The sequence below is a fragment of the Burkholderia sp. PU8-34 genome (assembly GCF_053427725.1).
Window position 1 is genome coordinate 980,813 of sequence record NZ_JBSAXC010000001.1, and the last position, 24,023, is coordinate 1,004,835.

Below are 24,023 nucleotides of genomic sequence, written 5' to 3' on the forward strand. Positions count from 1 at the left end.
TATAACGTAGTCCGACAGGTACTTCACCGCGCATTCGCGACAGGGCGAAGCAGCTGCCATGCCTCGCTGCAATCGCCGCTTGTGTGTGCCGCGCAGGTGTGCCGCGCAGGTGTGCCGCGCAGGTGTGCCGCGCAGGTGTGCCAGAATAAATCCAGAAACAAAGCTAAGCCCTTGTTTTTAAAGCACCGGATTTATACTGAGCGAGAATCTCACCGCCTCCGTCAAATTCGAAGGCGAGGTCTGCCGAGCCAATCTTGCAAAAGCTGCCAATCTCAGAAAGGCTTGCGGTTAGCGAGAGGTTGGGTGAAGCTCCGGCGCATTGGAACGTACCTTGTCCAAGACGCTCGCAAACAAGCATTTCGGTCGCTGGTTATGGAAGGACATGCCTTGCGGCAGCGGTCCGTTTCTGGTACAAAGTCTCGGTACAAAGCGTGATGCAATCGGCTCGATAACCCTTTGATTTGTTGAGGGTTATGCTCTCTGGACGAAGCTGGGAGTCTCCCCCCTGATTCGCCACCAAATGCAAAACCCCGGTAGATCTTTGACCCACCGGGGTTCGTCAGTCAGGGCTCTGCGGGTTATCCGGGAGCCTGTTTCTTTTGCAAGCCCGTTGCGGTGCAAATTCGGCGCAGACGTCAAGGAGGGCGCGCCATGGCAGCACTGACATAAAGCCCCTCATCGTGGTGCTATTGCCCCTTGGCCTGAAAATACGCCTCGACCTCGACACGCGTCGCCGCGATGTGTTCCGTCATCGCTCGTCCCGCTTCTTCGGCGTCGCCAGTCTCGATCGCCGCCAACAGTGGCTCATGCGCGCAGACCACTTCATCCAGCGTCGCATAGGTATTCCCGATCATCCGGAACAGAATCCGCAATTCCGTGTGAATCTCGTCGAACGCCTTGAGGCCACGGCTGCTTCCCGTCATTTCGCAGATCGCGCGATGAAACTGTGCGTCGATTTCCAGCGTCCGTACGACGTCGCCCTTGTCCGCCGCCTCGCGCATCTCGGCGAGAATGCCGCGCAGACGGCGAACGTCGTCGTCCATCCGCGTCGCAGCCACACGCATGATGCCCGCGCGCTCGATGCAGGTACGGAAATAAATGATGTCTTCGGCTTCGTCGCGGCTGATCTGTCGAACAAAACGCCCGCGCCGCGGATAGTTGACGAGCAGGCCGCTCCCCTCCAGGCGTCGCACCGCCTCGCGAATAGGGTTGCGGCTGATTCCGAGCCGCTCCGCAAGCGCTGCCTCGACGATCTTTTCGCCCGGCGCGATGATGCCCTCGACGATCTGGCTACGCAGCATGTCCGTCACCTGATCCACCAGGCTTTCCGTATATAGCAACTCACCCTCGCCCTGATGGTGCCCCTCTTTGCTTGCCGCGACGGGGTTCTCTCGCATGTTCACTGACGCGCCTCCCAATTGCAGTCGGCATACCGACCCAAAGTATGCACATTATAGACTGTGGACACTTTCTCGCAGGAACACCGTCGGTTGCCGGCACGCCAGAAGAGCGAACGCCTTGGCGAGCCGCGCCGGAACGAGACCGGAGATCGCCCTTCGTCAGAACCGATGCGTGAGTCCGATCCGGGCGACGAGCTGCTTGTTGGTACCCGACGGATTGAACCCCGCGATCTGCGCGTACTGCGCGGAACCGGACGCGCGCTGCATCGCCGTCATCACGTACACGTCGGTCCGCCTGGACAGCGCGTACTGCGCGAGCAGGTTCAACTGCTGATACTTCGGTTTGGCGTCAGTCGCATGATCGCGCCCGGTCGTGAACGTGTAGCCGCCGGCCAGCGTCCATGCGGGTGTGAGCGCGTAGATCGCGGACAGTTCATAGTTCTGGAACTTCACGTCCTGCCCCGCGTTGCCGTCCTGGAATGTAACGCTCGTGATATCGCCGAGCAGCTTGAGCGCGCCGAGCTGATACGACGCGCCGGCCGCGAGCACGCCCTGGCTGCGGGCCTGCGCGAGCGCGTCGCCATACACGCTGTTCACGTAACTGCCGCCGCTCTGGTAGCCGGCCACCGCAACCTGTGGATCGTTCACGCGCAAATACGCGACACCTGCCGCGAACGCGCCGTTCTGATATGACACGCCGCCGCCGTACGCTGAATTGTTCGAAAACCGGCCGGCCTGCCCGCCGAACGAATAGTGCCCTTCGACCTTGAAGCCGCCGAACGACGGGCTCACGTACTTGATGTCGTTGTTGACCGAGAAGCCGTTGTCGGTATTGTCCATGTCGTTCGGGTGCGCGAAATACCAGCCGCCGACGTTCCCGTTCAATGTGAACGGCTCGACGATATCGACGATCGGATCCCACTGCTTGCCGAACGTCAGCGTCCCGTAGCGCTCGCTCGACAGGCCAACGTACGCGTTGCGCGAAAACAGCGTGTTACTGCCGCCGAGGCCGCCGTTGACCGCGTTGAATCCGCTTTCGAGCCGGAAGATCGTCTTCAGCCCGCCGCCAAGCTCCTCGGTGCCGAGCAATCCCCATCGGCTGCCGAGCGGCACGCCGCTCGACATCTGCCACTGACTTCGGCCGCTGCCGGGCACGACGCTGCCACCCTGCGTGCTCGCAACGTTGTTCGCGTAATCGATGCCCGTATCGATGATCCCGTACAGCGTCACGCTGCTTTGCGCGTGCGCCGCGCCACAAGCCGCCATGCAGGCACCCGCGATCCATGCGGTCAGGCGCCTTCCGCTCGCTTCGTTCCTGCCTGTTCCGTTACCGCCCTCGCTACGTTCCCGCACCACATTTTTCACAACCTGATTTCCCGAAATAATTTTCATTGCAGTCCTAATCGCATGAAAGACGAAGAATCCGGAATCGAAGTCTTCCCCGGATCGCATGGCGCCGATGCCTTCGCCCACGCCATGCGGTTGAAAGACTCAGGCGCACTGTCAAACAAGCACGCCGCCGGAGCACCGAAGCGTCCCGGCGGCGCACTCACGCACCGTCAGCGCGCGGCCGCCTCCGCTGCACGCTTCTCGCGCGCGTCATGCCAGTCCACGCACCATTGGGAACAGAAAAGTTGCGCGCCCCGCTGAACGCTTTCAGCCTGCTGGCGGTTGTCGTTCGCGTAAATCAGCGTGCCGCAGTTCGCGCACTTGATGTAGCGCTCGATGTAAAGTCCGTTTTGCGAGAATTTCATGATCAAGCCTCCTTGTAGCCATACAACTCGCGGGCGGCCTGCGCGGAGACATAGCCGTCCAGCACATCGTCGCGCAGCGCTTCCGGCGCGCGTTTCGCGGAGTCACCGTAACCACCGCCGCCGGGCGTCGTCAATGTGACGCGGTCGCCGCGGCGGATCTGCACATTCGAATAGCGGCTCGATGACGCCTTGCCATACACGTCGCACATCGTCTTCCAGCCCGACGTACCGGCCTTCTGCACGAGCGTCGCGCCCAGGCCGCCCTCGCCGCCGCCGTTCAATCCCCACGGCGCGAACTGATGACGGTCGGTCATCTGCGACACGGTGATCACCTCGTTCAGGCAGAGCATCTGCTTCGAATAACCGACGCCGCCGCGATATTCGCCGGCACCGCCCGAATCCGTGTTGAATGCGAGCTTCTCGACCCGCCAGGGGAAACGCGTTTCGTACACTTCGACCGGCGTAATCCGGCAGTTCCCGTTGATCGAGTCGACTGCGTCGTTGCCGTCCGCGAATGCGCGGCCGCCCCAGCCGACGGCCTCGAGGTCGTAGCACGCGAAATACTCGCCACTGTCGGCGTCCACCCCGCCGAACACGAAGTTGCAGTGCGTCGCACCCTCTGCAGCCATCACACGGTTCGGCACCGCGTTCGCCATCGCGCCGAGAATCGCGCCGACAATGCGCGGATGGGTTTCAGTATTGCCGCCAACTTCCGGTGCCGGGAAATCGACGTTGACGATCGTGCCGCCGGGCGCGACGATCCGGATCGGCCGGAAGCAGCCGCTATTGCGCGGAATCGACGGATCCGTCATATGCAGGATCGCGTTGTACGCGGCCGACGTCGCGACCCCGAGCGTCGCGTTGATCGGTCCCGACGCTTGCGGCGACGAGCCCGTATAGTCGACGACGATGTCTTGCCCCGTCTTGTGGACCGCTACGTGAATGTCATAAGTGCGATCGGCATCGATGCCATCGCTCTCGATGTGATCGACGAATGTGTAGATGCCGTCCGGAATCGCGTCGAGCTCCGCCCGCATCCGACGCTCCGAATACAGCAGCAGGTCGCTGACGTTCTGCCGTACGCGCGCCTTGCCGTACTTCTCGAACACGCCCTTCATCTGGTGTTCGCCGAGATCCACGGCCGCGATCAGCGCACGCAGGTCGCCGTAATTGGTGCGCGGCGTACGCACGTTCGCAAGCAGCAGCTTCCAGATGTCGCGATTGTCCTTGCCCTTCGTCTTCACCTTGACCGGAGGAATTCGGATGCCTTCCTGGAAGATGTCCGTCGCTTCGCCGCAGAAGCCGCCCGGCGCCATCCCGCCGACTTCGGCGATGTGGCCGATCGCAACCGCCCAGCCTGCCAGTTCGCCGTCGACGAAGATGGGCTTGAAGAACGTGTGCTCCGGCGTATGCAACCCGCCGCGATACGGATCGTTGTGAAGAATGATGTCGCCTTCCGCGAGCTCGTCCATGTCGAGCTCCTTCAGACACGATTGCACGAGCAGCGGCATGCCGCCGATCTGCGACGGGCAGTAGTCGGCGACGGCGATCATCTCGCCTTCGGCGTTCGCGAGGCCGCACGTGAAGTCCAGCGCCTCGTTGAAGATCGTCGAATAGGACGTCTTCATCAGCGTGATGCCCATTTCCCGGCAGATCGACACCATCGTCGACTCGAGAATGTTCATGGTAATCAGGTCCATCGTTGTTCTCCTCAGACCGAGATGATCAGGTTGCCGTACGGGTCGACCCGCATCGACTGGTTGGGGCGCAGAATCGTCACCGACGCGCTTTCCTCGATCACCGCGGGGCCGGCGATCGTCTGGCCCTGCAGGAAGGTTTCGCGGTCGTAGGTCGGCGTGTCGATCCAGCCCGATTCGAAACGCACGCGGCGGTGGCCGGTCGACGCCGGCGTGCCGCTGCCTTCAGGCAGCACGCGCAGCTTCGGCTTCTCGCCGAGCGCCACAGCCGTCACCTTGAGGTTCACCAGTTCGATCGTTTCGCCGGGAATCGCGAAGCCGAAGCGCGCCTCGTGCTGCGCGTGAAAGCGCGCCCACAGATCGGCGACTGACCGCTCGTCGAAGTCGTCGCCGTTCAGCACGATCTCGAGTTCGTGGTTCTGGCCGAGATAGCGCGCCTCGACCGACCGGTAGATCTCGATGTTGTCGCGATAACCTTGCTCGCGCAGCTCGCCGTACGCCCGTTCGACGAGCTCCTTTGCGACGCGCGCCACTCGCTGCGCCTCGAAGCGCGTCGACACCTGCTGCACCGTGCGGTGCTGGTCCACGCGCGCGTCGGTCATGATGAAGCCGAACGCGGAGAACTGGCCTGGATAGTTCGGCACGAGGCCGCGCGGAATGCCGCTGATCTCCATCATGTCGCAGATGTGCACGGGACCCGCGCCGCCGGAGCTGACCAGCGTGAAGTCGCGCGGATCGAGGCCACGCTGCAACAGCACCGTGCGCAGCGCACCGAGCATGTTGTTGTTGGCGATCTGGATCATCGCGTAGGCCGCGTCGTCGACTGCCATCCCCAGCTGGTCGGCGATCGACTTGACCGCGCGATGCGCGGCGGCCGCGTCGAGCTTCATCTTGCCGCCGAGGAAATAGTCGGGATTGATGCGCCCGAGCACGACGTTCGCATCCGTCACTGTCGCATGCTCGCCGCCGCGGCCGTAGGCGGCCGGGCCCGGGTCCGCGCCCGCGGACTGCGGCCCCATGCGCAGCATGCCGCCCTTGTCGATCCATGCGATCGACCCGCCGCCCGCGCCGATCGTATGGATGTCGATCATCGGCACCTGGATCGGCAGCCCCCACTCGATTTCAAAGTCGGTCGTCAGGTGCTCCTTGGCGTCGACGACCGTCGTGCAGTCGGTCGACGTCCCGCCCATGTCGAACGTCACGAGGTGCTCGAATTGACAGAGCTGCGCAATCACGCGTGTCGCGACGGCCGCGCCGGTCGGCCCCGACAGCGACATCTGGACCGGCGCCTCGGCCGCGCGGCGCAGCGTCGACTCGCCGCCGTTGGACTTGATCACACCGACCTTGTCGCCAACGCCCAGTTCGTCGAGATGCTTCTGCATCCGGTGGAAACTGCGCGACACGATCGGCTTCAGGTACGCGTCCGCGATCGTCGTCGACGCGCGCTCGTATTCCTTCCATTTCGGCAACACGTCGTACGAGATCGACACCGGCAGGTCGGGCAGCACTTCCGCGAAGATCTCCGCGATCCGGCGCTCGTGGGTCGGATCGATATACGAGAACAGCGTACAGATCGCGACCGCCTCGATCGACGGATCAGCCTTGATCCTCGACGCGACTTCGCGCACGGCCGCCTCGTCCAGCTCGGTCACGACTTCGCCCTTCGCCGACAGCCGCTCGGGAACCTCGAAGCAGTCGCGGCGCCGAACGAGCGGCCGCGTCTTGACCCACGAGATGTCGTAATGGCTGCGGCGATCGCCGCGCTGGATGAACGGGACGTCGCGAAAACCTTCGGTGGTCACGTACGCGATCTTTGCGCCGCGCCGCTCGAGCAACGCATTGGTGGCAATGGTCGTGCCGAGACGGATCTTGGCGACGCCGGCGGGGTCCGGGTGTTGGGTCAGCCCCTGCAGCACGCCCTGGATCGGATCCTTCGGCGTGGTCAGGTTCTTCCAGTTCTTGATGGTCCCGCTCGCGGAATCGTACGCGACGAAATCGGTGAACGTCCCGCCGATGTCGATTCCGATAATATCGATGCCTTGCATGACACTCCTCCTGGTACTTGCCGCACGTCGCGGCTCGATTGCTCGGCGAGTCGACGGCGTCGACCCGCCTTGTATTCGGGTTGCCCGATCCCGTATGCCGCGTCACGGCTGCGGCGCGCGGGCCGATCGCGGCCGCAGCCGGAGCGACCATTCGCGCCCGCCGGCCAGGCCGTCGCGGCGATAGATCAGGATCAGCAGCATCGCGGCGGCGAGCACGAGCTCCTGCACACCGCTCGGCAACGCGATCTGCGTGTGCGCGATATGCACACCGCTCTCCAACTGACGGAACACCTCGGTAATGCCCTGGACGACGACCGTGCCGACCACGGCGCCGGCCATGCTGCGCGTGCCGCCGACGATCAGCATCGCGAGCGTGATGAAGGTCAGGTCGAGAAAGAACGAATCGGTCGAGATGCTGCCGAGGAAATGCGCCTGCAGCACGCCGGCCAGCCCCATCACCGCGCCCGACACGGTGAACGCGACGAGCCGCGACACATAGAGCGACACGCCGGCCGCGCGCGCCGCGACCTCGTCCTCGCGGCTCGCGCGCAGCATCAGCCCCGAGCGCGAGCGCTGATGCACGAATGCAACCACCAATGCAACCACGGCGCCGGCCGCCGCGACCGGCGCATTCACGAATTCGGGCAGGCCGACGATCGACGCCGAGCCCATCGTCACGCTGTCCCAGTTCGAATAGACGGTGTTGAAGATGAACAGCACGGCCAGCGTCGAGATCGATGCGGCGAGGCCCGACAGGCGCATCAGGATCAAGCCGACGACGAACGCGGCTGCGGCGGCGAGCACGACGGAAGTCAGGCCCGACACCCACAACGGCATGCTGCGCTCGAGCAGAAACGCGGGCAGCCCGGGCATCGTCATCGGCTTGAGCGCCTCGCAGCAGGTCTGCCACGCACTCGCATAGGCAGCGATCGCCATGAATGCGATCTGGCCGAATGACACGATCCCCGAGTTGCCAACGAAGATATAAATGCCGACGACCGTCACGATGCGGATCAGCGCGAGCGTGACAATGCTTTCGAGCGTCGCGTTGCCGGCGTACTCGACCGCCGCCGCGAGCCCGACCAGCGGGATCGCGAGCAGCAGCACCGGCGACCAGCTGGCGACGATCGACGCGACGAAGGAACGCGAATCCCGCGCGTCCGCATAGAGGCTGTTGTCTTGGTAGGCTGACATTTACACACGCTCCCGATTGGTGCTGTTGGCGATCAGCCCGTTCGGCTTCGCGAGCAGCATCAGAATGACCAGACCGAACACACCCGCGTCGCGAAACGGCCGCAGTTCCGCAGGCAGCCAGGCTTGGAGAAACACGCTGAAGCAGCCGACGATGAAGCCGCCCAGCACCGCGCCCGCAAGCGATCCCATTCCGCCGATCACGGTCGCGAAGAATGCATAGATCACCGGCAGCGTTCCCATCCGGATGTCGAGCGTGCCGGTCTGCATCACGAACAGCAGCGACACCGCGCCGGACAAAATCCCGCTGATCGCGAAGGCAACCGCAATCACGCGATTGGCCGGCACGCCGACGAGCCGAGCCATCTGGAAGTTCTCCGCCGCCGCGCGCATCTGGATGCCCATCGGCGTACGGCGCAGGAACACCAGCAGCGAAATCAGCAGTGCGACGCATACGCCGATGCTGAACAACTGCGTGCCTTGCACGCGCAAGGCGCCGACGTTGATCGCTTCGTTCAGCCCGTGGCTGATATCGATCGATTTCGGCCGGCTCGTGTACGCGAGCATCACCAGATGCTGAAGGAAGTAGCTGACCGCGAACGACGACACCAGCAGCGTCGCCGGGCTCGTCTGGCGCAGCGGGCGGAACGCGGCCCGTTCGGTGAGCAGCGCGATGCCGGCGACGGCGGCGATCGTCGCGGCCAGCATCAGCGGCACGGGTAGCGCGCCGAACATCAGGGCCGGCGCGGCGCTCGCGCCCGGCACGATCAGCAGGTACGCGCCGATCGTGATGTAGTCGCCTTGCGCGAAGTTGATCAGGCGCATGATGCCGAACACGAAGCCGATCGCCAGGGCCGATAGCGCATAGAGACTGCCGAGCGCGAGCGCGTCGAGAATCGTCTGAACGAAGTACATTTAAGCCGCCTTGACTGGAGTTGCCCCGGCCTTGCCCTTGTCGCCAAGATAGGCGCGGCGCACGTCGGGGTTGTGCATGATTTCTGCCGGACTGCCTTCGGCGATGCTCTTGCCACCGTCCAGCACGTGGATGCGCGCGCATGCGCCCATGATCACTTCCATGTTGTGTTCGATCAGCAGCACGCCGCAATCGAACTCGCCGGGAATCGATGCGATCAGGCGCATCAGCGCGTCGCTTTCGGCGTCGTTCATCCCGGATGCGGGCTCGTCGAGCAGTACGAACTTTGGGGTCAGTGCGAGCGCACGACCAATGCCGATGCGGCGTTCGTTGCCGTACGACAGGCTATCGCATCGCTGCTGCGCCATGTCCTCGCAACCCATCCATTTCAGAATGGCACCCGCGTGCCAGCGTGCCCTGCGCGTCCTCATGCCCGCGCCCATCGCGGCAATCGTCAGATTTTCTCCAACGGTCAGATCGCGAAACAACCGGCCGGCCTGGAAGGTCCGGCCCACACCGAGACGCGCCGCGCGGTGCGGGCCGCGCGCGCCGATCTCGACGCCGTCGAGCGTCACGCTGCCGTGCGTCGGCCGCTGAAAGCCGCTCAATACGTTGACCATCGTCGTCTTGCCTGCGCCGTTCGGACCGATCAGGCCGAATACCTCGCGTTGCCTCAGCTCCATGTTCACGTCCGTCAGCGCGGCGATCCCGCCGAACGCCACCGATACGTTCTCGACCTTGATCGTCGCAAACCCATGCTCGTTCATTGCGCACCTCTTCCACGGTGGCGCGTGCGGACCGCGTGGCCCGAACGCGCCGGTTAACGTTCAGCCACCGACGCGAAACAGCAGCCGGTTGTCGGGCACGAACGCGTTGCGATAGAGCTCGACCGCGCGGAACGAACCGTTCTCGACCTTCATCACGAGCCACGGGCGGTTGACCTGGATGTGCAGCGTCTTTGTATAGGTCGTCGGGCCAACGAGGAACGGCTGGTTCTGATAGCTGTTCATTACGTCGAGCACCTTCGCGGAATCGGTCGTGTTCGCCTTCGTAACCGCATACGCCCATTGCTCGATGAGGCTATAGCCGAGCACCGCGTAGGACGACACGGGCGGCTGCCCCCAGCGCTCGGTGAAATGCTTGACGAACGTCTGCATCTCCGGCCGCGGATCGTCGCCGTACAGCGACATGAACGCCGGCACATAGAAGTTCTTCAGGTTCGGCACTGCGTTGAGCCAGTAGTTGTCGACCATCGCGGTATCGCCGAGGATCGGCTGACCGATGCCTGCCGCGCGCAGCTGCCGGATCGCGGACGCACCGCCCGGCGTGTAGCTGCACACGAAGATCGTGTCGGGCTTCTGCGGCAGGCTGTTCAGGCGCGTGATCTGCGCGGCGATCGACGGGTCGTCGTTCTTGAACACGTCGGAGCCGAGCAGCGCGTCCTTGCCGCCCTCCCGCACCCATGCGGCGCGAAAGCCCGCACACGCCGATTTCGTGTATTCGATCGACGTATCCTCGAGCACATACGCGGTCTTCAGGCCGAGCTTGCGCCGTGCGTATTCGGCTATCGCGATCCCTTCGGACTGTGCAGCGCTGTTCGCCGTGAACGCGTAGCTGCCGACGCCCTGCGCGCCCATCTTCGGATCGGCCGCGCACAGGCTCATCGACACGACCTTCGCCTTTTGCGCGGCCAGCGCGGACGGCGCGCCGAAGTCGTAATCGCACGACACGACCAGCAGCTTCACGCCCGACTGGATCAGCTCGTTGCCCGCGCTCGCCGCACGCTCGCGCTCCGTTTTCGTGTCGATCACCTTGTAGTCGACCCGATGCCCGAGCAACCCGCCCGCCTTGTTGATCTCGTCGATCTTCAGCACCGCCGCCTTGAACGGCGCGGAATCGTAGTTCGCGAGCCATCCCGACTGGGCGATCGCGAAACCGATCGTGATCGGCGCCGTGTCTGCGGCCTGCGCCGCCTGGCCGAGCAGCGACGCGCAAAGCACGAGCGCGCCCCCGAGGACCCTTCCGAATTTCTTGCGCATCGTCATCTCCATTTGACCTTTGCCTTTCCAAAAACTGCCCACTGTGGTTTGAGGACTGTGGACAGTTTTGATATTTGCGGCCACAATAAAACCTGTCAAGCGTTTTTGCGCGTGGCTACGGGTCAACCCTGAGCGTCGGCCTCATATCGCAAGCAGATACGGCCCCGTTTATCTGAGGAGGGATGTGAAATGATCGAAATCGCGGACCTGTCCGCTTCATACGGGAAGCTGCAGGCACTCAAGGGCGTGAGCCTGGCGGTCGAGGCCGGCAAGCTGACATTCGTGGTCGGCCCGAACGGCGCGGGCAAATCCACGCTGCTCAAGTGCGTCGCCGGCCTGCTCCGGCCGCGTGCCGGCACGATCCGGTTCGACGGCAAGGACATCGTCGGCGGCCAGCCCGAGCGGCTGTGCCGCAACGGCCTCGCGCTCGTGCCGGAAGGCCGCCACATCTTCGGGTCGCTGAGCGTCGAGGAAAATCTGCTGCTTGCGGCGATGCATCGTCAGGACCGCGACGGGGTTCGTGAGGACATCGAAAAAGTCACCGTGCTCTTTCCGATCCTGAAGAAGCGCTTCAAGGGCGCTGCCGGCTACCTGTCCGGCGGTGAACAGCAGCAGCTCGCGATTGCGCGCGCCATCCTGCTGAAGCCGCGGCTGATGATGATCGACGAACCGTCGCTCGGCCTTGCGCCGCTCGTCGTCGATCAAGTGTACGAGGCACTCGCCGCGCTGAAGCAATCGGGGCTCACGCTGCTCGTCGTCGAGCAGTCCACTGCCCGCGTGCTCGATCTTGCCGATCGGATCGCCGTCCTGCGAAACGGGAAGATCGTACTGAACCAGCCTCGCGAAGCGATCGGCGACGGCGTCGCCCTCGAAAACGCGTACTTCGGCTATCACGGTGATCACGCCATGCTCGCCACCGCCTGATCGACCTTCATTCCGCGGCGGCACGCACGGCGCCGCACTTCAACCCTGGACTACAACGACATGAAAATCACTGCACCGACCGGCGCGCGCGCATCGTTCTCCGACATTTCTCAGAGCACCCAGGAGGACTGGGAGATCATCGCTCGCGAGGCCCATCCGTACGATTCGGCCGTGGGACAGCGCGTCATCGACCATCTGCAGTTGCTGAAAGGCGAATTCGGCGGCTTCCCGATCGATCGGTTCGAACACAGCCTGCAAAGCGCGACGCTCGCCTATCGAGATGGCCGTGATACGGAATACGTCGTGTGCGCACTACTGCACGACATCGGCGACACGCTGGGCAGCTACAACCACTCCGACATCGCGGCAGCGGTCCTGCATCCGTTCGTGTCGCCGGAGAATCACTGGATGATCAAGCATCACGGGATCTTCCAGGGCTACTTCTATTTCCAGTATCTCGGCCTCGACCGCAACATGCGCGAGCGCTATCGAGATCAGCCGGAGCTGTTCCATCGCACCGAGGAGTTCTGTGCCAAGTACGACGGTCCGGCTTTTGTGAAAGACGGGGACTTTTTGCCACTCTCGTTCTTCGAGCCGATGGTCCGCGAGATTTTCTCGCGCGTTCCGCATTCGATCTACACGAAACCGGGTAGCTGAGTCAGCAACATTTGCAACGCGGCGCCATTCGCGCGGCGCGAAGGGCCGGCTTCAGGAAGGCCGGCTCAACGATGCCCCGCATTTTGTCCTTTACATGGGTTTTCAAACAGGATTGCCATCATGAGCAAAAGCAAGACGATCGTCGTGGTAGGCGCTTCTCGCGGACTCGGCCTGGCACTTGCCGAGGAATACTGCGCCCGCAACTGGCATGTCATCGCGACATCCCGTGGCCCTTGCGTTGGTCTCGACAAACTGCATGAGCGCTACCCGTCCTCGCTCGACATTGAAACAGTCGATATAACGGATATTTCATCGATACAAGCACTGGCTCGGCGTCTTGATGTGGCCAGGCTGGACGCATTATTTGTCAACGCTGGTATTTGCAAGGCAAACGAGCTTACGCCGCTCGAGGCAGATGAAAAAGATTTCCTCGACATGATGTCGACCAACGTCCTTGGCCCAATGCGCATTGTCGAGGCCCTTTACGACCGGGTCGCCGAACAGGGCGTCATTGCCGTCATGTCATCCGAACTTGGCAGCATCGCCAATTGCACCGGGTTCTGGGAGCTCTACAGTTCCAGCAAGGCCGCATTGAATATGCTCATGAAGGCCTTCTCATCCCGACATGCCAATGAATCCCGCTCACTGCTTCTGGTCGCTCCCGGATGGGTACGGACCGAAATGGGCGGAGCAAACGCCACATTGGAAATCTCTGAAAGTATCCCCCTGGTGATAGACGTCGTCGAGCGAAGCGCAGGTATTCCGGGCTTGCGCTTTGTCAACCGCCACGGAGAAATCCTCCCTTGGTAGCCGTTACCCCGTGTTTCCGTGGCGGCCGCGATCGAATGCCTGCGCGGCTGTGCGGCCCGAAACAGCACGAGCAGCATGCCTGCCCACATCCAGCCCGCCCGACGAGGACGCGCCGATCGCTTTGAGCGCACCCTACTCCCGCTTCGCGTCGGCCTCCGCAAGCATCGCATCGCCGATCTGGCGGTTGCCGCGCGCGACGAGCGCGTCGCCCGCGCCGCGAACATCGTCCGCCGCCTTGTTCTGGCTGAGCTTGCGCTTGCCGACGAGCCGCGTGATGTCGATCTGCAGCCCGACGATCGACTGCAGCATCGTGTCGAGATAGTCCTGCGGCGCGTCGCCCATCTTCCACGGCTCGGGCTGCGACGCCTCGTGCGTGCGCGTGAGCCGCGCGACCAGGCCGCGCACGAACTTCTCGTCGTCGCGCACGGTGATCCGGCCATGCGCGTGCACGACGACGTAGTTCCACGTCGGCACCTGCCGGTGCGTCGCATGCTTGCTCGGATACCAGTTCGGCGAAATGTACGCGTCGCCGGCGCGGAAGATCACGAGCACCTCGTCGCCGTTCGCGACGTCCTGCCAGACCGGATTCGCGCGCGCGACGTGCGCATGCAGTTCGCCGAGCCCACCGTCGCCCGCGACCAGCTCGAACGGGATGTGATTCGCGTCGAGCCCGTTGCGGCCGTGCGTGATCAGGCTGCCGAACGGAAACTGCGCGATCAGCGCATGCAGCGTGTCGAGATCTGATTCATCGAAATGGGCAGGGACGTACATGGGGACTCCACGGTTCGGAAAAGGTCCGGAGGCGCACGGGCTCGAACCCGTCATGCAACGATTGTGGTCGCAAACTGGTTTATGCTGAAGAGCCGGTTTGCAACATTTTCAATGAACCAGAATCATGGCGAGAATTGCCCGGATCATCGAAATCCCGTCGCTCGGCGCGCTCGACCGCGCTGCCGGCAACCTGAGCCGCCAGCTCGCGCAGCGCCTGCGCGACGCGGTTCGCGATGGACACATCCGGCCCGGTGATGCGCTGCCGTCCACGCGCATGCTGGCAGCGGCGCTGCAGGTCGCGCGCGGCACGGTCGTCGACGCCTACGCGCAATTGATCGCCGAAGGCTTCCTCGAATCGCGCGGCGGCGCAGGCACGCACGTCGCGCATGCGCTGGCCGAGCCGCCGGCGCCCGTCGAACCGGTGGCCGCGCGCCGCCGTCCGGCCCGCGCCAGCCTGCCGGAGCCGGCCGCCGCATTCGCGCGGATCGCGCAGGAATTCGCGCCGCTGCCGGCGGTGCCGTTCGCGATCTCGGTGCCCGTCGGCCTGACCGCGCCCGACGACATCTGGCGCCGGCTCGGCAACCGGCTGCGCGCACGCGGCGCGGGCGCGCCATCCGGCTATGCCGATCCACAGGGCGCGCGGCAGCTGCGCGAAGCGATTGCCGACTACGTGCGCAAGTCGCGCTCGGTCCGTTGCGAACCCGATCAGGTGATCGTCACCAGCGGCACCCAGCAAGGGCTCCATCTCGCGTGCCAGGTGCTGCTCGGCGCGAACGACCAGACCTGGGTCGAGAATCCCGCCTACCGCGGCATCACTGCCTTGCTGGAAAGCACGGGCCGACGCGACGCGATGGTGCGCGTGCCGGTCGATGACGAAGGCATCGACGTCGACGCGGGGATCCGGCTCGCGCCGCATGCGCGCGCTGCGTTCGTCACGCCGTCGCACCAGTATCCGCTCGGCATGCCGATGAGCATGGCGCGGCGCAACGCGCTGCTCGCATGGGCACGCGCGAACCGCGCGTGGATCGTCGAGGACGACTACGACAGCGAACTGCGCTACGAGGGCTATCCATTTCCGTCGCTGCAGGGGCTCGACCCCGACCGCGTGATCTACCTCGGCACATTCAGCAAGATCCTGTTCCCGTCGCTGCGGCTCGGCTACGTGATCGCGCCGGACGATCTCGTCGCCGCGTTCTGCGGCGCGCGCGTGCTGATGGATCGTCATGCGCCGACCGCCGACCAGCACGTGCTGGCAGCCTTCATGGCCGAAGGCCATCTCGACCGGCACATCCGCCGCGTGCGCACCGTGTACGCGGACCATCGCGCGCAACTGATCGACACGCTCGGCAAGCGGCTGCCGAAGCCGCTCGCGTGGCTGCAGCCCGGCGACCAGGGGATGCACGTCGTGCTGTGGCTCGCGAACGGCATCGACGATCGCGCGGTCGTCGCGCGCGCGGCCGACGCCGGCGTCGCGGTGCGCGCGGTGTCGCCGATGTTCGCGCCCGGCACGGGCCGCCCGGGGCTCGTGCTCGGGTTCGGCGGCTTCAGCCGCGCGCAAATCGAAACGGCCGCGCAACGGCTCGCCGACGTGATTGCAGCGGCCGGCGCGGCGCATGGGCGGCGCTGAGCGCAACGGGCGTTCCGCAAAGGCGCTTGCCGCCGATTCGTCAGTCGAATGACCGCGCACGCGGTTGCCCTACCGCGGCAACACGTTGTCGATCCGAAACAAACGTAATCATCTGTAAATCCTGCAAGCAGAAGCCCGTTTCGCGCGCCGGCGCACGGGGTCCGTTTGCTACGATCGCGCCTTTTCCGCGCCGTGCGCCGTCCCCGTGAATCTCCGTGAATCGCCGAATCGTGTCGTCTCTCCGTGACCATTGCGCCAGGTGGCTCGCCCGCATCCGGCCGCTGGCGGCGGCCGGCGCCACCCGCCTGCGCGCGCTGCTCGCCGCCGCGCTGCATCGTCTTCGGCATCCGACTCGCCGCGGCATCGCGCTGACGCTCGCCGCGGTGCCGGTGCTCGGCCTGCTGGTGCTGCTCGCGTTCATCCCGTTCACGCCGAGCATCGGCGACATCCGCAAGGCGCGCATCGACCGGCCAGCGCAGATCGTGTCGGCAGACGGCCAGGTGATCGCCGAATTCCGGCCCGTGAACCGCGAATGGGTGCCGCTCAAGCAGATCTCGCCGCACATGGTCGATGCGCTCATCGCGACCGAAGACCGGCGCTTCTACGAACACCACGGGATCGACTGGCGCCGCACGATCGCGGCCGGCATGCATACGTTCTCCGGCGAGCGCCAGGGCGGCTCGACCATCACGCAGCAGCTCGCGCGCAACTTGTACCCCGACGACGTCGGCCGCGCGCCGACGCTCACGCGCAAGCTGAAGGAGCTGATCACCGCGTTCAAGATCGAGATGGTCTACAGCAAGCCGGAGATCCTCGAAACCTACCTGAACACGGTGCCGTTCCTGTACAACGCGTACGGCGTCGAGATGGCCGCGCGCACCTACTTCGGCAAATCGGCGGACCAGCTCGACATCCTCGAAAGCGCGACGCTTGTCGGCATGCTGAAGGGCAACAGCTACTACAACCCGGTGCTGAACCCCGAACGCGCGCTGCAGCGGCGCAACACGGTGCTCGCGCAGATGAACCGCTACGGCAAGCTGCGGCCCGACGAATACGCGTGGCTGATCCGGCAGCCGCTGCGCGTCGACTTCGAGCCGCAGACCGCGTCGCCGGGCACTGCGCCGCACTTCGCTGCGCTGCTGCGCAAGTGGCTGATCGCGTGGGCCGACCGCAACGACTACAACATCTATTCGGACGGGCTCGTCGTGCGCACGACGATCGACTCGCGTCTGCAGGAGATCGCGACGCAGGCGCTCGACGCGCAGACGGACCGGTTGCAGCAGATTGCGAACGACGAATGGCACAACCCCGACGGCTGCGGGTTGCGCAACGCGCTGTTCCGCACGTTCATCCGGCAGACGCCCGATTACCGGACGCTGCGCGACGCGGGCATGCCGGACCCGGCCGCGCTGCGCAAGCTCGGCACCGACCGCGCGTTCGTGCGTGCGCTGTGCGAGAGCAAGACGCAGGTGCAGGCCGGCTTCATCGCGATCGACCCGCGCAACGGGCAGATCAAGGCGTGGGTCGGCAGCCGCGACTTCGCAGACGAGCCGTTCGATCACGTGCAGCAGGCGCGCCGCCAGCCGGGCTCGACGTTCAAGCCGTTCGTGTACGGCGCGGCGTTCGCGGACGGCGCGCGGCCGGGCGATACGTTCATCGACCGCAACGTCGCGATCCCGCTGTCGGGTCACGCCGTGTGGCGGCCGACCGACGCGGAGCCGCCGACGGGCCTGCCGATGACGCTGCGTGACGCGCTCGCGCATTCGCGCAACCGCATCACCGCGCAACTGATGCAGCGGGAAGGCCCCGCGAAGGTCGTGCGGCTCGCGCGCGCGATGGGCGTGCGCGAGAGTCCGCTCGACGCGGTGCCGTCGATCGCGCTCGGCACGAGCCCCGTCACGCTGAAGGAAATGGTGTCGGCGTACGGCACGATCGCGAACCGCGGTATGTATGTCGCGCCGCAGATGATTACGCGCATCGAGGACCGCAACGGCAACGTGCTCGCCCAGTTCGGCAGCGCGCCGCCGGAACGCGCGCTGCCCGTCGGCGCCGCGCAGACGCTCGTCGACGTAATGCGCGACGTCGTCGACCGCGGCACGGGCGCGGACATCCGCACGCGCTACGGCATCCGCGCCGACGTCGCCGGCAAGACCGGCACGACGCAGGACAACGCGGACGGCTGGTTCATCCTGATGCACGAGCAGCTCGTCGCCGGCGCGTGGGTCGGCTTCGACGACGGCCACGTGACGCTCGGCAGCGACTACTGGGGCGAAGGCGCGCACAGCGCGCTGCCGATCGTCGGCACGTTCTACGATTCGGCGCTGCGTGCGCGCATCATCGATCCGCGCGCACAGCTGACGCCTGACTTCCGGCCACGGCCCGCGACACCGCCGCCGCAAAAGCGGCACCCGCGTCCGGGCCTCTTCGACTGGTTGAGGCTGTTCCGCTAGCCGCCTATTGCACGGGCTCGCGTGACGGCCGGAACCGACGACGGCACGCGATGCGCGCTGCACGCTGCACGCTGCACGCTGCCAATATGCTGCCCCTTGCACGGTCGGCTCTGTGTTGTCTCACGCCGCCCTTCAATCCGCCGTATCCCCGCCCTTCGGCACCTTGGCCCATGCGTTGCGGCCCGGCAGCGGCGACCACGCCGGACGCGTGTTGCGCGCGGTATCGATCACGACGAGGTAACGGCCTTCGATCGGCGTGACGTCGCGCCGCGGCTGCAGCACCCAGTACGACTTGCCGGCCTCGATGCGCGCCTCGTAAATGGCGTCGAGAATGCCGTGCCGGTCGATGAACACGTTCAGCGACGCCGGGATCCGCACGCAGCCCTTCGAGTGGCGGATGCCGAGCAGCGGTTCGAGACGGTCCGGATCGGTCGCATGCATCTGGAAACGCATCGGCGACACGCCGCCCTTGCCCCAGCCGCGTTCGCTGTCCATCCAGCCGAAATCGTAGATCCGCATGTCGCGGCGCCCGTAGCCGCGGATGCCGTTGTCGTTCGTCGTGCCTTCCGCGCGGAAATCCATGTTGTCCGGCGTATGCGTGAACACGCCGAGCGGCGTCAGGAAGTGGTCATATTTGCCGGGCCAGCCGGTCGCGACGGGCGATGCGCCGATCATGAGCCACGCGTTTGCCGGCGTCGCGCGGAAGTAGATGAAGAGCGCCTGCACGGTCGGCGCGCGATCGACGAGCACCACGTATTCACCCGCGAGCCCGGCGAGATCGTCGGCCGCGAGCGCCTGCTGCAGGCGCTGCCCGTACGCGCGCTGCGCGCTGACAGGCACATTCAGACGGCGCGTGACTTCCTGCGCGAACCGCTTGCGCAAGTCGACCGCGCGGGTCGTCGCACTCGCGGCATCGGCGGGAGACAGCGGCGGATGCATGCGCGGCGTCACGGCCGCAGCCTCGCTGGCCGGGACGCCGGATGCGGCTGACGCCGCGCCGGCCTCCGCGGCGGCCGGCGCGCTGGATGTGCCGCCCGATGCATTCGATGCACCAGATGCGCCAGATGCCCCTGATGCAGCCGACCCAGTGGCCGACGGCGCTGCGGCCGACATCGGCGATACGGCGGACGCCGGCGGTTCGGCGAGGACGGGAAGTACCGGGACCGCGGCACACGCGCACGCGGCAAGCGAAACGGCAAGACGACGCGGCCGCGAGAAACGCCGCGTCAGGCGAGGAAACGTCATACGATCGATGCCATCGGCCGGATCGGCCATTGCACGTCGTGAGCGGCACGCAGGCCGCGTGAGGCAACGACGCGCCGGGTGCATCGCGCACGCGGGACGCCGGCGCCTTCGCGCGGCACACCTCGCCGCGCGCACAACGCAATCAGGCAGGTGGCAACCAGAGAGTCGTCTGATTTTTCATTCTACGCGCGCGCAAGCCGCGGCGCTTGCACGCCGCGCCACCGTCACTTCGAGATCGCTTCGAGTGCGATGCCCTTCGTGCGCGGTCCCATCAGGCCGATCGACGCCATCACGATCGCCATCGCGCCCGCGATGAACACGAACACGCCGACGGTGCCGAAGCCCTTCAGCACTGCTGCGATCACGAACGACGTGAAGATCGCGGAAAAGCGGCTCCACGAATAGACGAAGCCGACCGCGCGCGCACGGATCGCGGTCGGGAACAGCTCGGCCTGATACGCATGGAAGCTGTACGACATGATGTTGTTCGCGAGCGTGAGGCCGATGCCGAGCACGATCAGCAACGCGGCCACGCTCGTCTGGCTGAACAGCAACCCGCAGACGATCGCCGCGCCCGCCATCGCAACGATCACCGACTTGCGCTCGAAGCGGTCGGCGATCAGGAGTCCGATCAATGGGCCGACCGGCGCGGCGAGCGCGATCACGCTCGAATACATCAGGCTCGTCGTGACCGTGATGCCCTGCTTGATCAGCAGCGTCGGCACCCAGTTCGCGAAGCCGTAGAAGCCGACCGTCTGGAACACGTTGAAGATCGTCATCATGATCGTGCGGCTGCGGTACGGCGGCACCCACATGTCGCGGAAGCTGCCGCGCGCGGGCACCGGCTCGGAGGGCGCGGGCGGCGGCAGCGCGCGGCCGTATTCGGCTTCGACCTTCGCCTCGAGCGCGCGCATCACGCGATCGGCCTCGTCGAGCCGGCCCTGCTGCGCGAGCCAGCGCGGGCTTTCCGGCAGTGCGCGGCGGATCCACCAGACGAAGATCGCGCCATGCGCACCGATCAGCACGACCCAGCGCCAGCCGTCGAGGCCGAGCGGCGCGTGCGGGACGAGCAGGTAGGCAAGGAACGCGACCACCGGCACCGCGACGAAGCCGACCGCCTGCTCGCACGCGAACGCACGGCCGCGAATCTGCTTCGGCACGAGTTCGGAAATGTACGTGCCGATCGTCACCATCTCGACACCGAGCCCGAGGCCGACGATGAAGCGCCAGAAGTTCAGCCCGGCGGCCGTATCCTGGAACGCCATCACGACGTTCGCGGCCGTGTACCACAGCAGCGACCACGTGAAGATCGCGCGGCGGCCGAAGCGATCGGCGAGAAAACCGCATGCGATCGTGCCGATGAAGAGGCCCGCGAACAGCGCGGCGATGAAGCTCGCGACGCCGGTCGTGCCGAACAGCCCGTGCGTGGTCGCCGTGAGGACGCCGCTTTTCACGAGGCCGGGCGCGACGTAGCCGCTGTACAGCAGGTCGTAGAGCTCGAAGAAGAAGCCGAGGCTCAGCAGCACGACGAGCTTCCAGACACTGCGGGTGGGCGGCAGGCGGTCGAGGCGGGCCGAAATCGTGCCGGCGTCGAGCGTTGAAGTGCGGGCGACGTCCGCTGCGGCGAGCGGATCGGGCTGGGTCGAAGCCATGGTGGCGCGTCTCCGGAATCTTGATTGGTCTGGTCGCCGCCGCGGGTCGGATCTGCGGGCGGGTTCGGGCATTTTAGCGGGGACGGAGGACGCGCACGACGGACCGCCCGTCCCCCTTTTTATTCGGGCCGCGCCCACGTCGAGATTGTGTAAATTGCGTAACGATCTGTCCCGCGCGCTTCCTCCGGCAACAGCGCGCAACGGCCGCTGCGCCGCGCCGCGCCGCCGGTCGCTGCGCGATTGGCGTGCGCGAGTGCCGGGCGCTTCATGCCCGCGAGCGCGGGTAACATGCAGGCTGCCCTAACATGGCACTCTTCCGACGATTCGCAGACGTCGATCATGTCAGCCAATCGTAAACATCCCATGCAGATAAAACGACTTCTTCCATTCGCGCGCCAGCTCGCGCTGATCGCACTAATTCACCTGCTGCCGGTCGCCACGGCCTCCGCGTTCCCGCTTGCCGCGTCCGCCACGAGCGCGACCGCCGTTGGCGCGCCCGCCGCCACGATCTCGCTGAACGACGCGGTCGCGCAGCTGAAGCAGACGCAGGTCGAACAGGATCGCATCAAGCAGCAGACGTCGGCTGCGACGAACAGCAAGGAGCTGGACGCGCTCGCCGATGCGACCCAGCAACTGGCCACCGACGTCGCGAAGCTGGCGGCTCAGCTGAGCCCGCAGCGCGCGCAGATCCAGGCGCAGCTCGACGTGCTCGGTCCGCCGCCCGTGCCGGGCGCCGCGCCCGAGACGCCGGCCGTCGCGCAGCAGCGCGCAACGCTGGACGCACGCAAGACGCAAATCGATGTCGCGCTGAAACAGGCCGCCGACCAGAAGGACAATCTCGCCAACCTGAACGAGCAGTTCGCGAAGCTGCATCGCAGCCTGCTGAAGAACCAGCTTGCGTTCCGCTCGGGCAGCATTTTCAGCGTGCAATTCTGGGCGCCGCTCGTCGAGCATTCGCCGCGCGACGCCGTGCGGCTCGGCGCGTTCAATTCGCAGCTCCGCGACATGCTGCAGTCGGCGTGGGCGCCCGGGCAGCGCGCGGCGACCGCGCTGCTGCTGTTCGCCGCGCTGGCGGTCTGGCTCATCGGCCGGCGGCTCGTCGAACGCACGCTCGCGTGGTTCTGTCTGAACCGCCTGCCCGAAACCCGCCTGCGCCGCAGCGCGCTCGCACTGTCGACCGCGGTCGCGACGCTGCTGACCACGGGGATCGCGGTGCAGATCCTCTACGTCGCACTGACACGCCACTACGAACTCACGCCGATGCTGAGCGACCTGTGGGAGCAGTTCGCGAAGCTCACGCTCACCTGCGCACTGATCGCCGGTCTCGGCCGCGCGCTGCTGTGCACGAAACATCCGTCGTGGCGGCTGCCCGCGCTCGCCGATCCGGTTGCCCGCGCGATGCGGCCGTTCCCGGGTGTGCTGGCGGCACTGCTGCTCGTGTCCGGCACGCTCGAATCGATCAACCGGATCGTCGACACGAGCCTGTCGGTCACGCTGTTCGGCCGTGGCATCGTGTCGCTCGTCGTTGCGCTGACGGTCGGCGCGTCGCTGCTGCGCTCGAACCGCGTGCGCAGCGCGCTCGCGGCAGCGGGCGAAGCGCCCGAACATCGCTCGACGCTCGCGGGGCTGATCCACGCCGGCGTGACGCTCGCGATCGTCGCGTCGCTGGCCGCGCTCGTGATCGGCTACATCACGGTCGCGCGCTTCATCACTTACGAGCTGGTGTGGTTCGAGATCGTGCTGTGCAGCGTCTACGTGCTCACGAAACTGACGCGCGACGCGTTCGAAACCCTGTTCGCGTCGCACCTGTCGAGCGGCAAGCAGATCAAGCACCTGTTCGGGCTCGACGACAAGCATCTCGAACAGGCGCAAACCGTGCTGTCGGGCCTCGGCACGAGCCTGCTGATGTTGTTCGCGGTGGTCGCGCTGATGACGGGCGGTTTCGGCACGACGCCCGGCGACCTGCTCGACAGCCTCGTCGCGATGATCGGCGGCCAGAGGCTGCAGAGCCTCAACATCATGCCGGATCGGATCATGAACGCGGCGATCGGGTTCGCGGTCGGCTTCTACTTGCTGCGTTCCGTGCGGCGCTGGCTCGACAACGAGTTCATGCCGGCGCTCGGCATGGATCCCGGCATGCGCGCGTCGCTCATCACGCTATTCACCAACGTCGGCTACGTGCTGCTCGTGCTGATGACGCTGTCGCTGCTCGGCGTCAAATGGGACAACCTCGCGTGGATCGTCAGCGCGCTGTCGGTGGGTATCGGCTTCGGCCTGCAGGAGATCGTGAAGAACTTCGTGTCGGGACTGATCCTGCTGACCGAGCGGCCGGTGAAGGTCGGCGACATGATCAGCATCAGCGGCGTCGAAGGCGACATCCGCCGGATCAACGTGCGCGCGACCGAAATCCAGTTGAGCGACCGCTCGACGATGATCGTGCCCAATTCGCAGCTGATCTCGCAGAACGTGCGCAACGTGACGATGGGCAACAGCACGCAGGGCGTCGCGACGCTGATGCTGACGTTCCCGCTGAATACGGACCCCGAACAGGTGCGCGACCTGCTGCTCGACGCGTATCGCGATCATCCGGGGATCCTGGAAAAGCCCGCGCCGTCGGTGACGTTCAGCCAGCTCACGCCGGACGGCATCACGCTGAGTGTGACGGGTTACGTCGCGAGCCCGCGGATTGCAGGGTCGACGAAGAGCGACCTGCTGTTCGAGATCCTGAAGCGGCTGCGCGCGGCGGCGATCACGCTGTCGAGCCCGCAGATGCTGATGGTGCAGAACATGCCGACGGGGGAGGTGTACGGAGAGGGTGGCTGACGCGCGTTCGTGTCATCTGCAGACA

At 65.5% G+C, this 24,023-nt stretch carries 19 protein-coding genes; 6 read left to right on the forward strand and 13 right to left on the reverse strand.

The genetic code is table 11. The annotated features are described in order from the left end of the window. Positions 1 to 686 precede the first annotated feature (686 nt). From ACV22Z_RS04495 to ACV22Z_RS04535, 9 genes are all read right to left on the reverse strand, one after another. Complete coding sequence (locus tag ACV22Z_RS04495) at positions 687 to 1,397, reverse strand: GntR family transcriptional regulator (protein ID WP_448075086.1); 711 nt, start codon at positions 1,395 to 1,397, stop codon at positions 687 to 689. Positions 1,398 to 1,559: 162 nt separating this feature from the next. Next, complete coding sequence (locus tag ACV22Z_RS04500; RefSeq protein WP_448075087.1) at positions 1,560 to 2,666, reverse strand: porin; 1,107 nt, start codon at positions 2,664 to 2,666, stop codon at positions 1,560 to 1,562. 293 nt (positions 2,667 to 2,959) lie between these two features. Beyond that, positions 2,960 to 3,154 (reverse strand): hypothetical protein, encoded by a 195-nt coding sequence (locus ACV22Z_RS04505; RefSeq protein WP_448075088.1) that lies wholly within the window; start codon positions 3,152 to 3,154, stop codon positions 2,960 to 2,962. Between the two features lie 2 nt (positions 3,155 to 3,156). Further along, positions 3,157 to 4,854 (reverse strand): hydantoinase B/oxoprolinase family protein, encoded by a 1,698-nt coding sequence (locus ACV22Z_RS04510; RefSeq protein WP_448075089.1) that lies wholly within the window; start codon positions 4,852 to 4,854, stop codon positions 3,157 to 3,159. A gap of 11 nt (positions 4,855 to 4,865) precedes the next feature. Continuing rightward, complete coding sequence (locus ACV22Z_RS04515; protein WP_448075090.1) at positions 4,866 to 6,896, reverse strand: hydantoinase/oxoprolinase family protein; 2,031 nt, start codon at positions 6,894 to 6,896, stop codon at positions 4,866 to 4,868. A gap of 102 nt (positions 6,897 to 6,998) precedes the next feature. Continuing rightward, the gene (locus ACV22Z_RS04520; protein WP_448075091.1) at positions 6,999 to 8,090 is read right to left on the reverse strand and encodes a branched-chain amino acid ABC transporter permease; all 1,092 of its coding nucleotides are present in this window, start codon (positions 8,088 to 8,090) and stop codon (positions 6,999 to 7,001) included. Further along, positions 8,091 to 9,002, reverse strand: a complete 912-nt coding sequence (locus ACV22Z_RS04525) for a branched-chain amino acid ABC transporter permease (protein ID WP_448075092.1) — start codon at positions 9,000 to 9,002, stop codon at positions 8,091 to 8,093. Beyond that, on the reverse strand, positions 9,003 to 9,767 hold the full coding sequence (locus tag ACV22Z_RS04530; RefSeq protein WP_448075093.1) for an ABC transporter ATP-binding protein: 765 nt from the start codon (positions 9,765 to 9,767) through the stop codon (positions 9,003 to 9,005). It lies immediately after the preceding gene. 60 nt (positions 9,768 to 9,827) lie between these two features. Beyond that, positions 9,828 to 11,039, reverse strand: coding sequence for an ABC transporter substrate-binding protein (locus ACV22Z_RS04535; protein WP_448075094.1), 1,212 nt, complete (start codon positions 11,037 to 11,039; stop codon positions 9,828 to 9,830). Positions 11,040 to 11,228: 189 nt separating this feature from the next. Between ACV22Z_RS04535 and ACV22Z_RS04540 the strand changes: the two genes are divergently transcribed. The 3 genes from ACV22Z_RS04540 (at position 11,229) to ACV22Z_RS04550 (ending at position 13,430) form a co-directional block, all read left to right on the forward strand. Beyond that, the gene (locus tag ACV22Z_RS04540) at positions 11,229 to 11,963 is read left to right on the forward strand and encodes an ABC transporter ATP-binding protein (RefSeq protein ID WP_448075095.1); all 735 of its coding nucleotides are present in this window, start codon (positions 11,229 to 11,231) and stop codon (positions 11,961 to 11,963) included. Between the two features lie 60 nt (positions 11,964 to 12,023). Beyond that, positions 12,024 to 12,620 (forward strand): HD domain-containing protein, encoded by a 597-nt coding sequence (locus tag ACV22Z_RS04545; protein ID WP_448075096.1) that lies wholly within the window; start codon positions 12,024 to 12,026, stop codon positions 12,618 to 12,620. Between the two features lie 120 nt (positions 12,621 to 12,740). Beyond that, the gene (locus tag ACV22Z_RS04550; RefSeq protein WP_448075097.1) at positions 12,741 to 13,430 is read left to right on the forward strand and encodes an SDR family NAD(P)-dependent oxidoreductase; all 690 of its coding nucleotides are present in this window, start codon (positions 12,741 to 12,743) and stop codon (positions 13,428 to 13,430) included. A 132-nt stretch (positions 13,431 to 13,562) separates the two neighbouring features. Here the strand turns inward: ACV22Z_RS04550 and ACV22Z_RS04555 are convergent, their stop codons facing one another. Next, a complete protein-coding gene (locus ACV22Z_RS04555; RefSeq protein ID WP_448075098.1) occupies positions 13,563 to 14,201 on the reverse strand; it encodes an FMN-binding negative transcriptional regulator in 639 nt (212 codons plus the stop codon). 124 nt (positions 14,202 to 14,325) lie between these two features. Here ACV22Z_RS04555 and pdxR point away from each other — a divergent pair, with 124 nt between their 5' ends. Both pdxR and ACV22Z_RS04565 read left to right on the forward strand, forming a co-directional pair. Then, positions 14,326 to 15,828: a MocR-like pyridoxine biosynthesis transcription factor PdxR gene (pdxR, locus tag ACV22Z_RS04560; RefSeq protein WP_448075099.1), complete on the forward strand. Its 1,503-nt coding sequence runs from the start codon at positions 14,326 to 14,328 to the stop codon at positions 15,826 to 15,828. A gap of 230 nt (positions 15,829 to 16,058) precedes the next feature. Then, positions 16,059 to 18,278, forward strand: coding sequence for a penicillin-binding protein 1A (locus ACV22Z_RS04565; RefSeq protein ID WP_448075100.1), 2,220 nt, complete (start codon positions 16,059 to 16,061; stop codon positions 18,276 to 18,278). A 132-nt stretch (positions 18,279 to 18,410) separates the two neighbouring features. Here the strand turns inward: ACV22Z_RS04565 and ACV22Z_RS04570 are convergent, their stop codons facing one another. The 3 genes from ACV22Z_RS04570 to ACV22Z_RS04580 all read right to left on the reverse strand — a co-directional run bounded on the left by ACV22Z_RS04570 (position 18,411) and on the right by ACV22Z_RS04580 (position 21,516). Next, on the reverse strand, positions 18,411 to 19,553 hold the full coding sequence (locus tag ACV22Z_RS04570; RefSeq protein WP_448075101.1) for a hypothetical protein: 1,143 nt from the start codon (positions 19,551 to 19,553) through the stop codon (positions 18,411 to 18,413). A gap of 194 nt (positions 19,554 to 19,747) precedes the next feature. Further along, the gene (locus tag ACV22Z_RS04575) at positions 19,748 to 21,175 is read right to left on the reverse strand and encodes an MFS transporter (RefSeq protein ID WP_448075102.1); all 1,428 of its coding nucleotides are present in this window, start codon (positions 21,173 to 21,175) and stop codon (positions 19,748 to 19,750) included. A 119-nt stretch (positions 21,176 to 21,294) separates the two neighbouring features. Beyond that, positions 21,295 to 21,516, reverse strand: coding sequence for a hypothetical protein (locus ACV22Z_RS04580; RefSeq protein ID WP_448075103.1), 222 nt, complete (start codon positions 21,514 to 21,516; stop codon positions 21,295 to 21,297). Positions 21,517 to 21,538: 22 nt separating this feature from the next. Between ACV22Z_RS04580 and ACV22Z_RS04585 the strand changes: the two genes are divergently transcribed. After that, positions 21,539 to 23,998: a DUF3772 domain-containing protein gene (locus ACV22Z_RS04585; RefSeq protein WP_448075104.1), complete on the forward strand. Its 2,460-nt coding sequence runs from the start codon at positions 21,539 to 21,541 to the stop codon at positions 23,996 to 23,998. Positions 23,999 to 24,023 lie beyond the last annotated feature (25 nt).

Excerpts from the sequence above, each read along its gene's own strand:
- ACV22Z_RS04495 (WP_448075086.1), bottom strand. The coding sequence starts at position 1,397 with ATGCGAGAGAACCCCGTCGCGGCAAGCAAAGAGGGGCACCATCAGGGC.
- ACV22Z_RS04500 (WP_448075087.1), bottom strand. The coding sequence starts at position 2,666 with ATGGCGGCTTGTGGCGCGGCGCACGCGCAAAGCAGCGTGACGCTGTAC.
- ACV22Z_RS04505 (WP_448075088.1), bottom strand. The coding sequence starts at position 3,154 with ATGAAATTCTCGCAAAACGGACTTTACATCGAGCGCTACATCAAGTGC.
- ACV22Z_RS04510 (WP_448075089.1), bottom strand. The coding sequence starts at position 4,854 with ATGGACCTGATTACCATGAACATTCTCGAGTCGACGATGGTGTCGATC.
- ACV22Z_RS04515 (WP_448075090.1), bottom strand. The coding sequence starts at position 6,896 with ATGCAAGGCATCGATATTATCGGAATCGACATCGGCGGGACGTTCACC.
- ACV22Z_RS04520 (WP_448075091.1), bottom strand. The coding sequence starts at position 8,090 with ATGTCAGCCTACCAAGACAACAGCCTCTATGCGGACGCGCGGGATTCG.
- ACV22Z_RS04525 (WP_448075092.1), bottom strand. The coding sequence starts at position 9,002 with ATGTACTTCGTTCAGACGATTCTCGACGCGCTCGCGCTCGGCAGTCTC.
- ACV22Z_RS04530 (WP_448075093.1), bottom strand. The coding sequence starts at position 9,767 with ATGAACGAGCATGGGTTTGCGACGATCAAGGTCGAGAACGTATCGGTG.
- ACV22Z_RS04535 (WP_448075094.1), bottom strand. The coding sequence starts at position 11,039 with ATGCGCAAGAAATTCGGAAGGGTCCTCGGGGGCGCGCTCGTGCTTTGC.
- ACV22Z_RS04540 (WP_448075095.1), top strand. The coding sequence starts at position 11,229 with ATGATCGAAATCGCGGACCTGTCCGCTTCATACGGGAAGCTGCAGGCA.
- ACV22Z_RS04545 (WP_448075096.1), top strand. The coding sequence starts at position 12,024 with ATGAAAATCACTGCACCGACCGGCGCGCGCGCATCGTTCTCCGACATT.
- ACV22Z_RS04550 (WP_448075097.1), top strand. The coding sequence starts at position 12,741 with ATGAGCAAAAGCAAGACGATCGTCGTGGTAGGCGCTTCTCGCGGACTC.
- ACV22Z_RS04555 (WP_448075098.1), bottom strand. The coding sequence starts at position 14,201 with ATGTACGTCCCTGCCCATTTCGATGAATCAGATCTCGACACGCTGCAT.
- pdxR (WP_448075099.1), top strand. The coding sequence starts at position 14,326 with ATGGCGAGAATTGCCCGGATCATCGAAATCCCGTCGCTCGGCGCGCTC.
- ACV22Z_RS04570 (WP_448075101.1), bottom strand. The coding sequence starts at position 19,553 with ATGGCCGATCCGGCCGATGGCATCGATCGTATGACGTTTCCTCGCCTG.
- ACV22Z_RS04575 (WP_448075102.1), bottom strand. The coding sequence starts at position 21,175 with ATGGCTTCGACCCAGCCCGATCCGCTCGCCGCAGCGGACGTCGCCCGC.
- ACV22Z_RS04580 (WP_448075103.1), bottom strand. The coding sequence starts at position 21,516 with ATGATCGACGTCTGCGAATCGTCGGAAGAGTGCCATGTTAGGGCAGCC.
- ACV22Z_RS04585 (WP_448075104.1), top strand. The coding sequence starts at position 21,539 with ATGCAGATAAAACGACTTCTTCCATTCGCGCGCCAGCTCGCGCTGATC.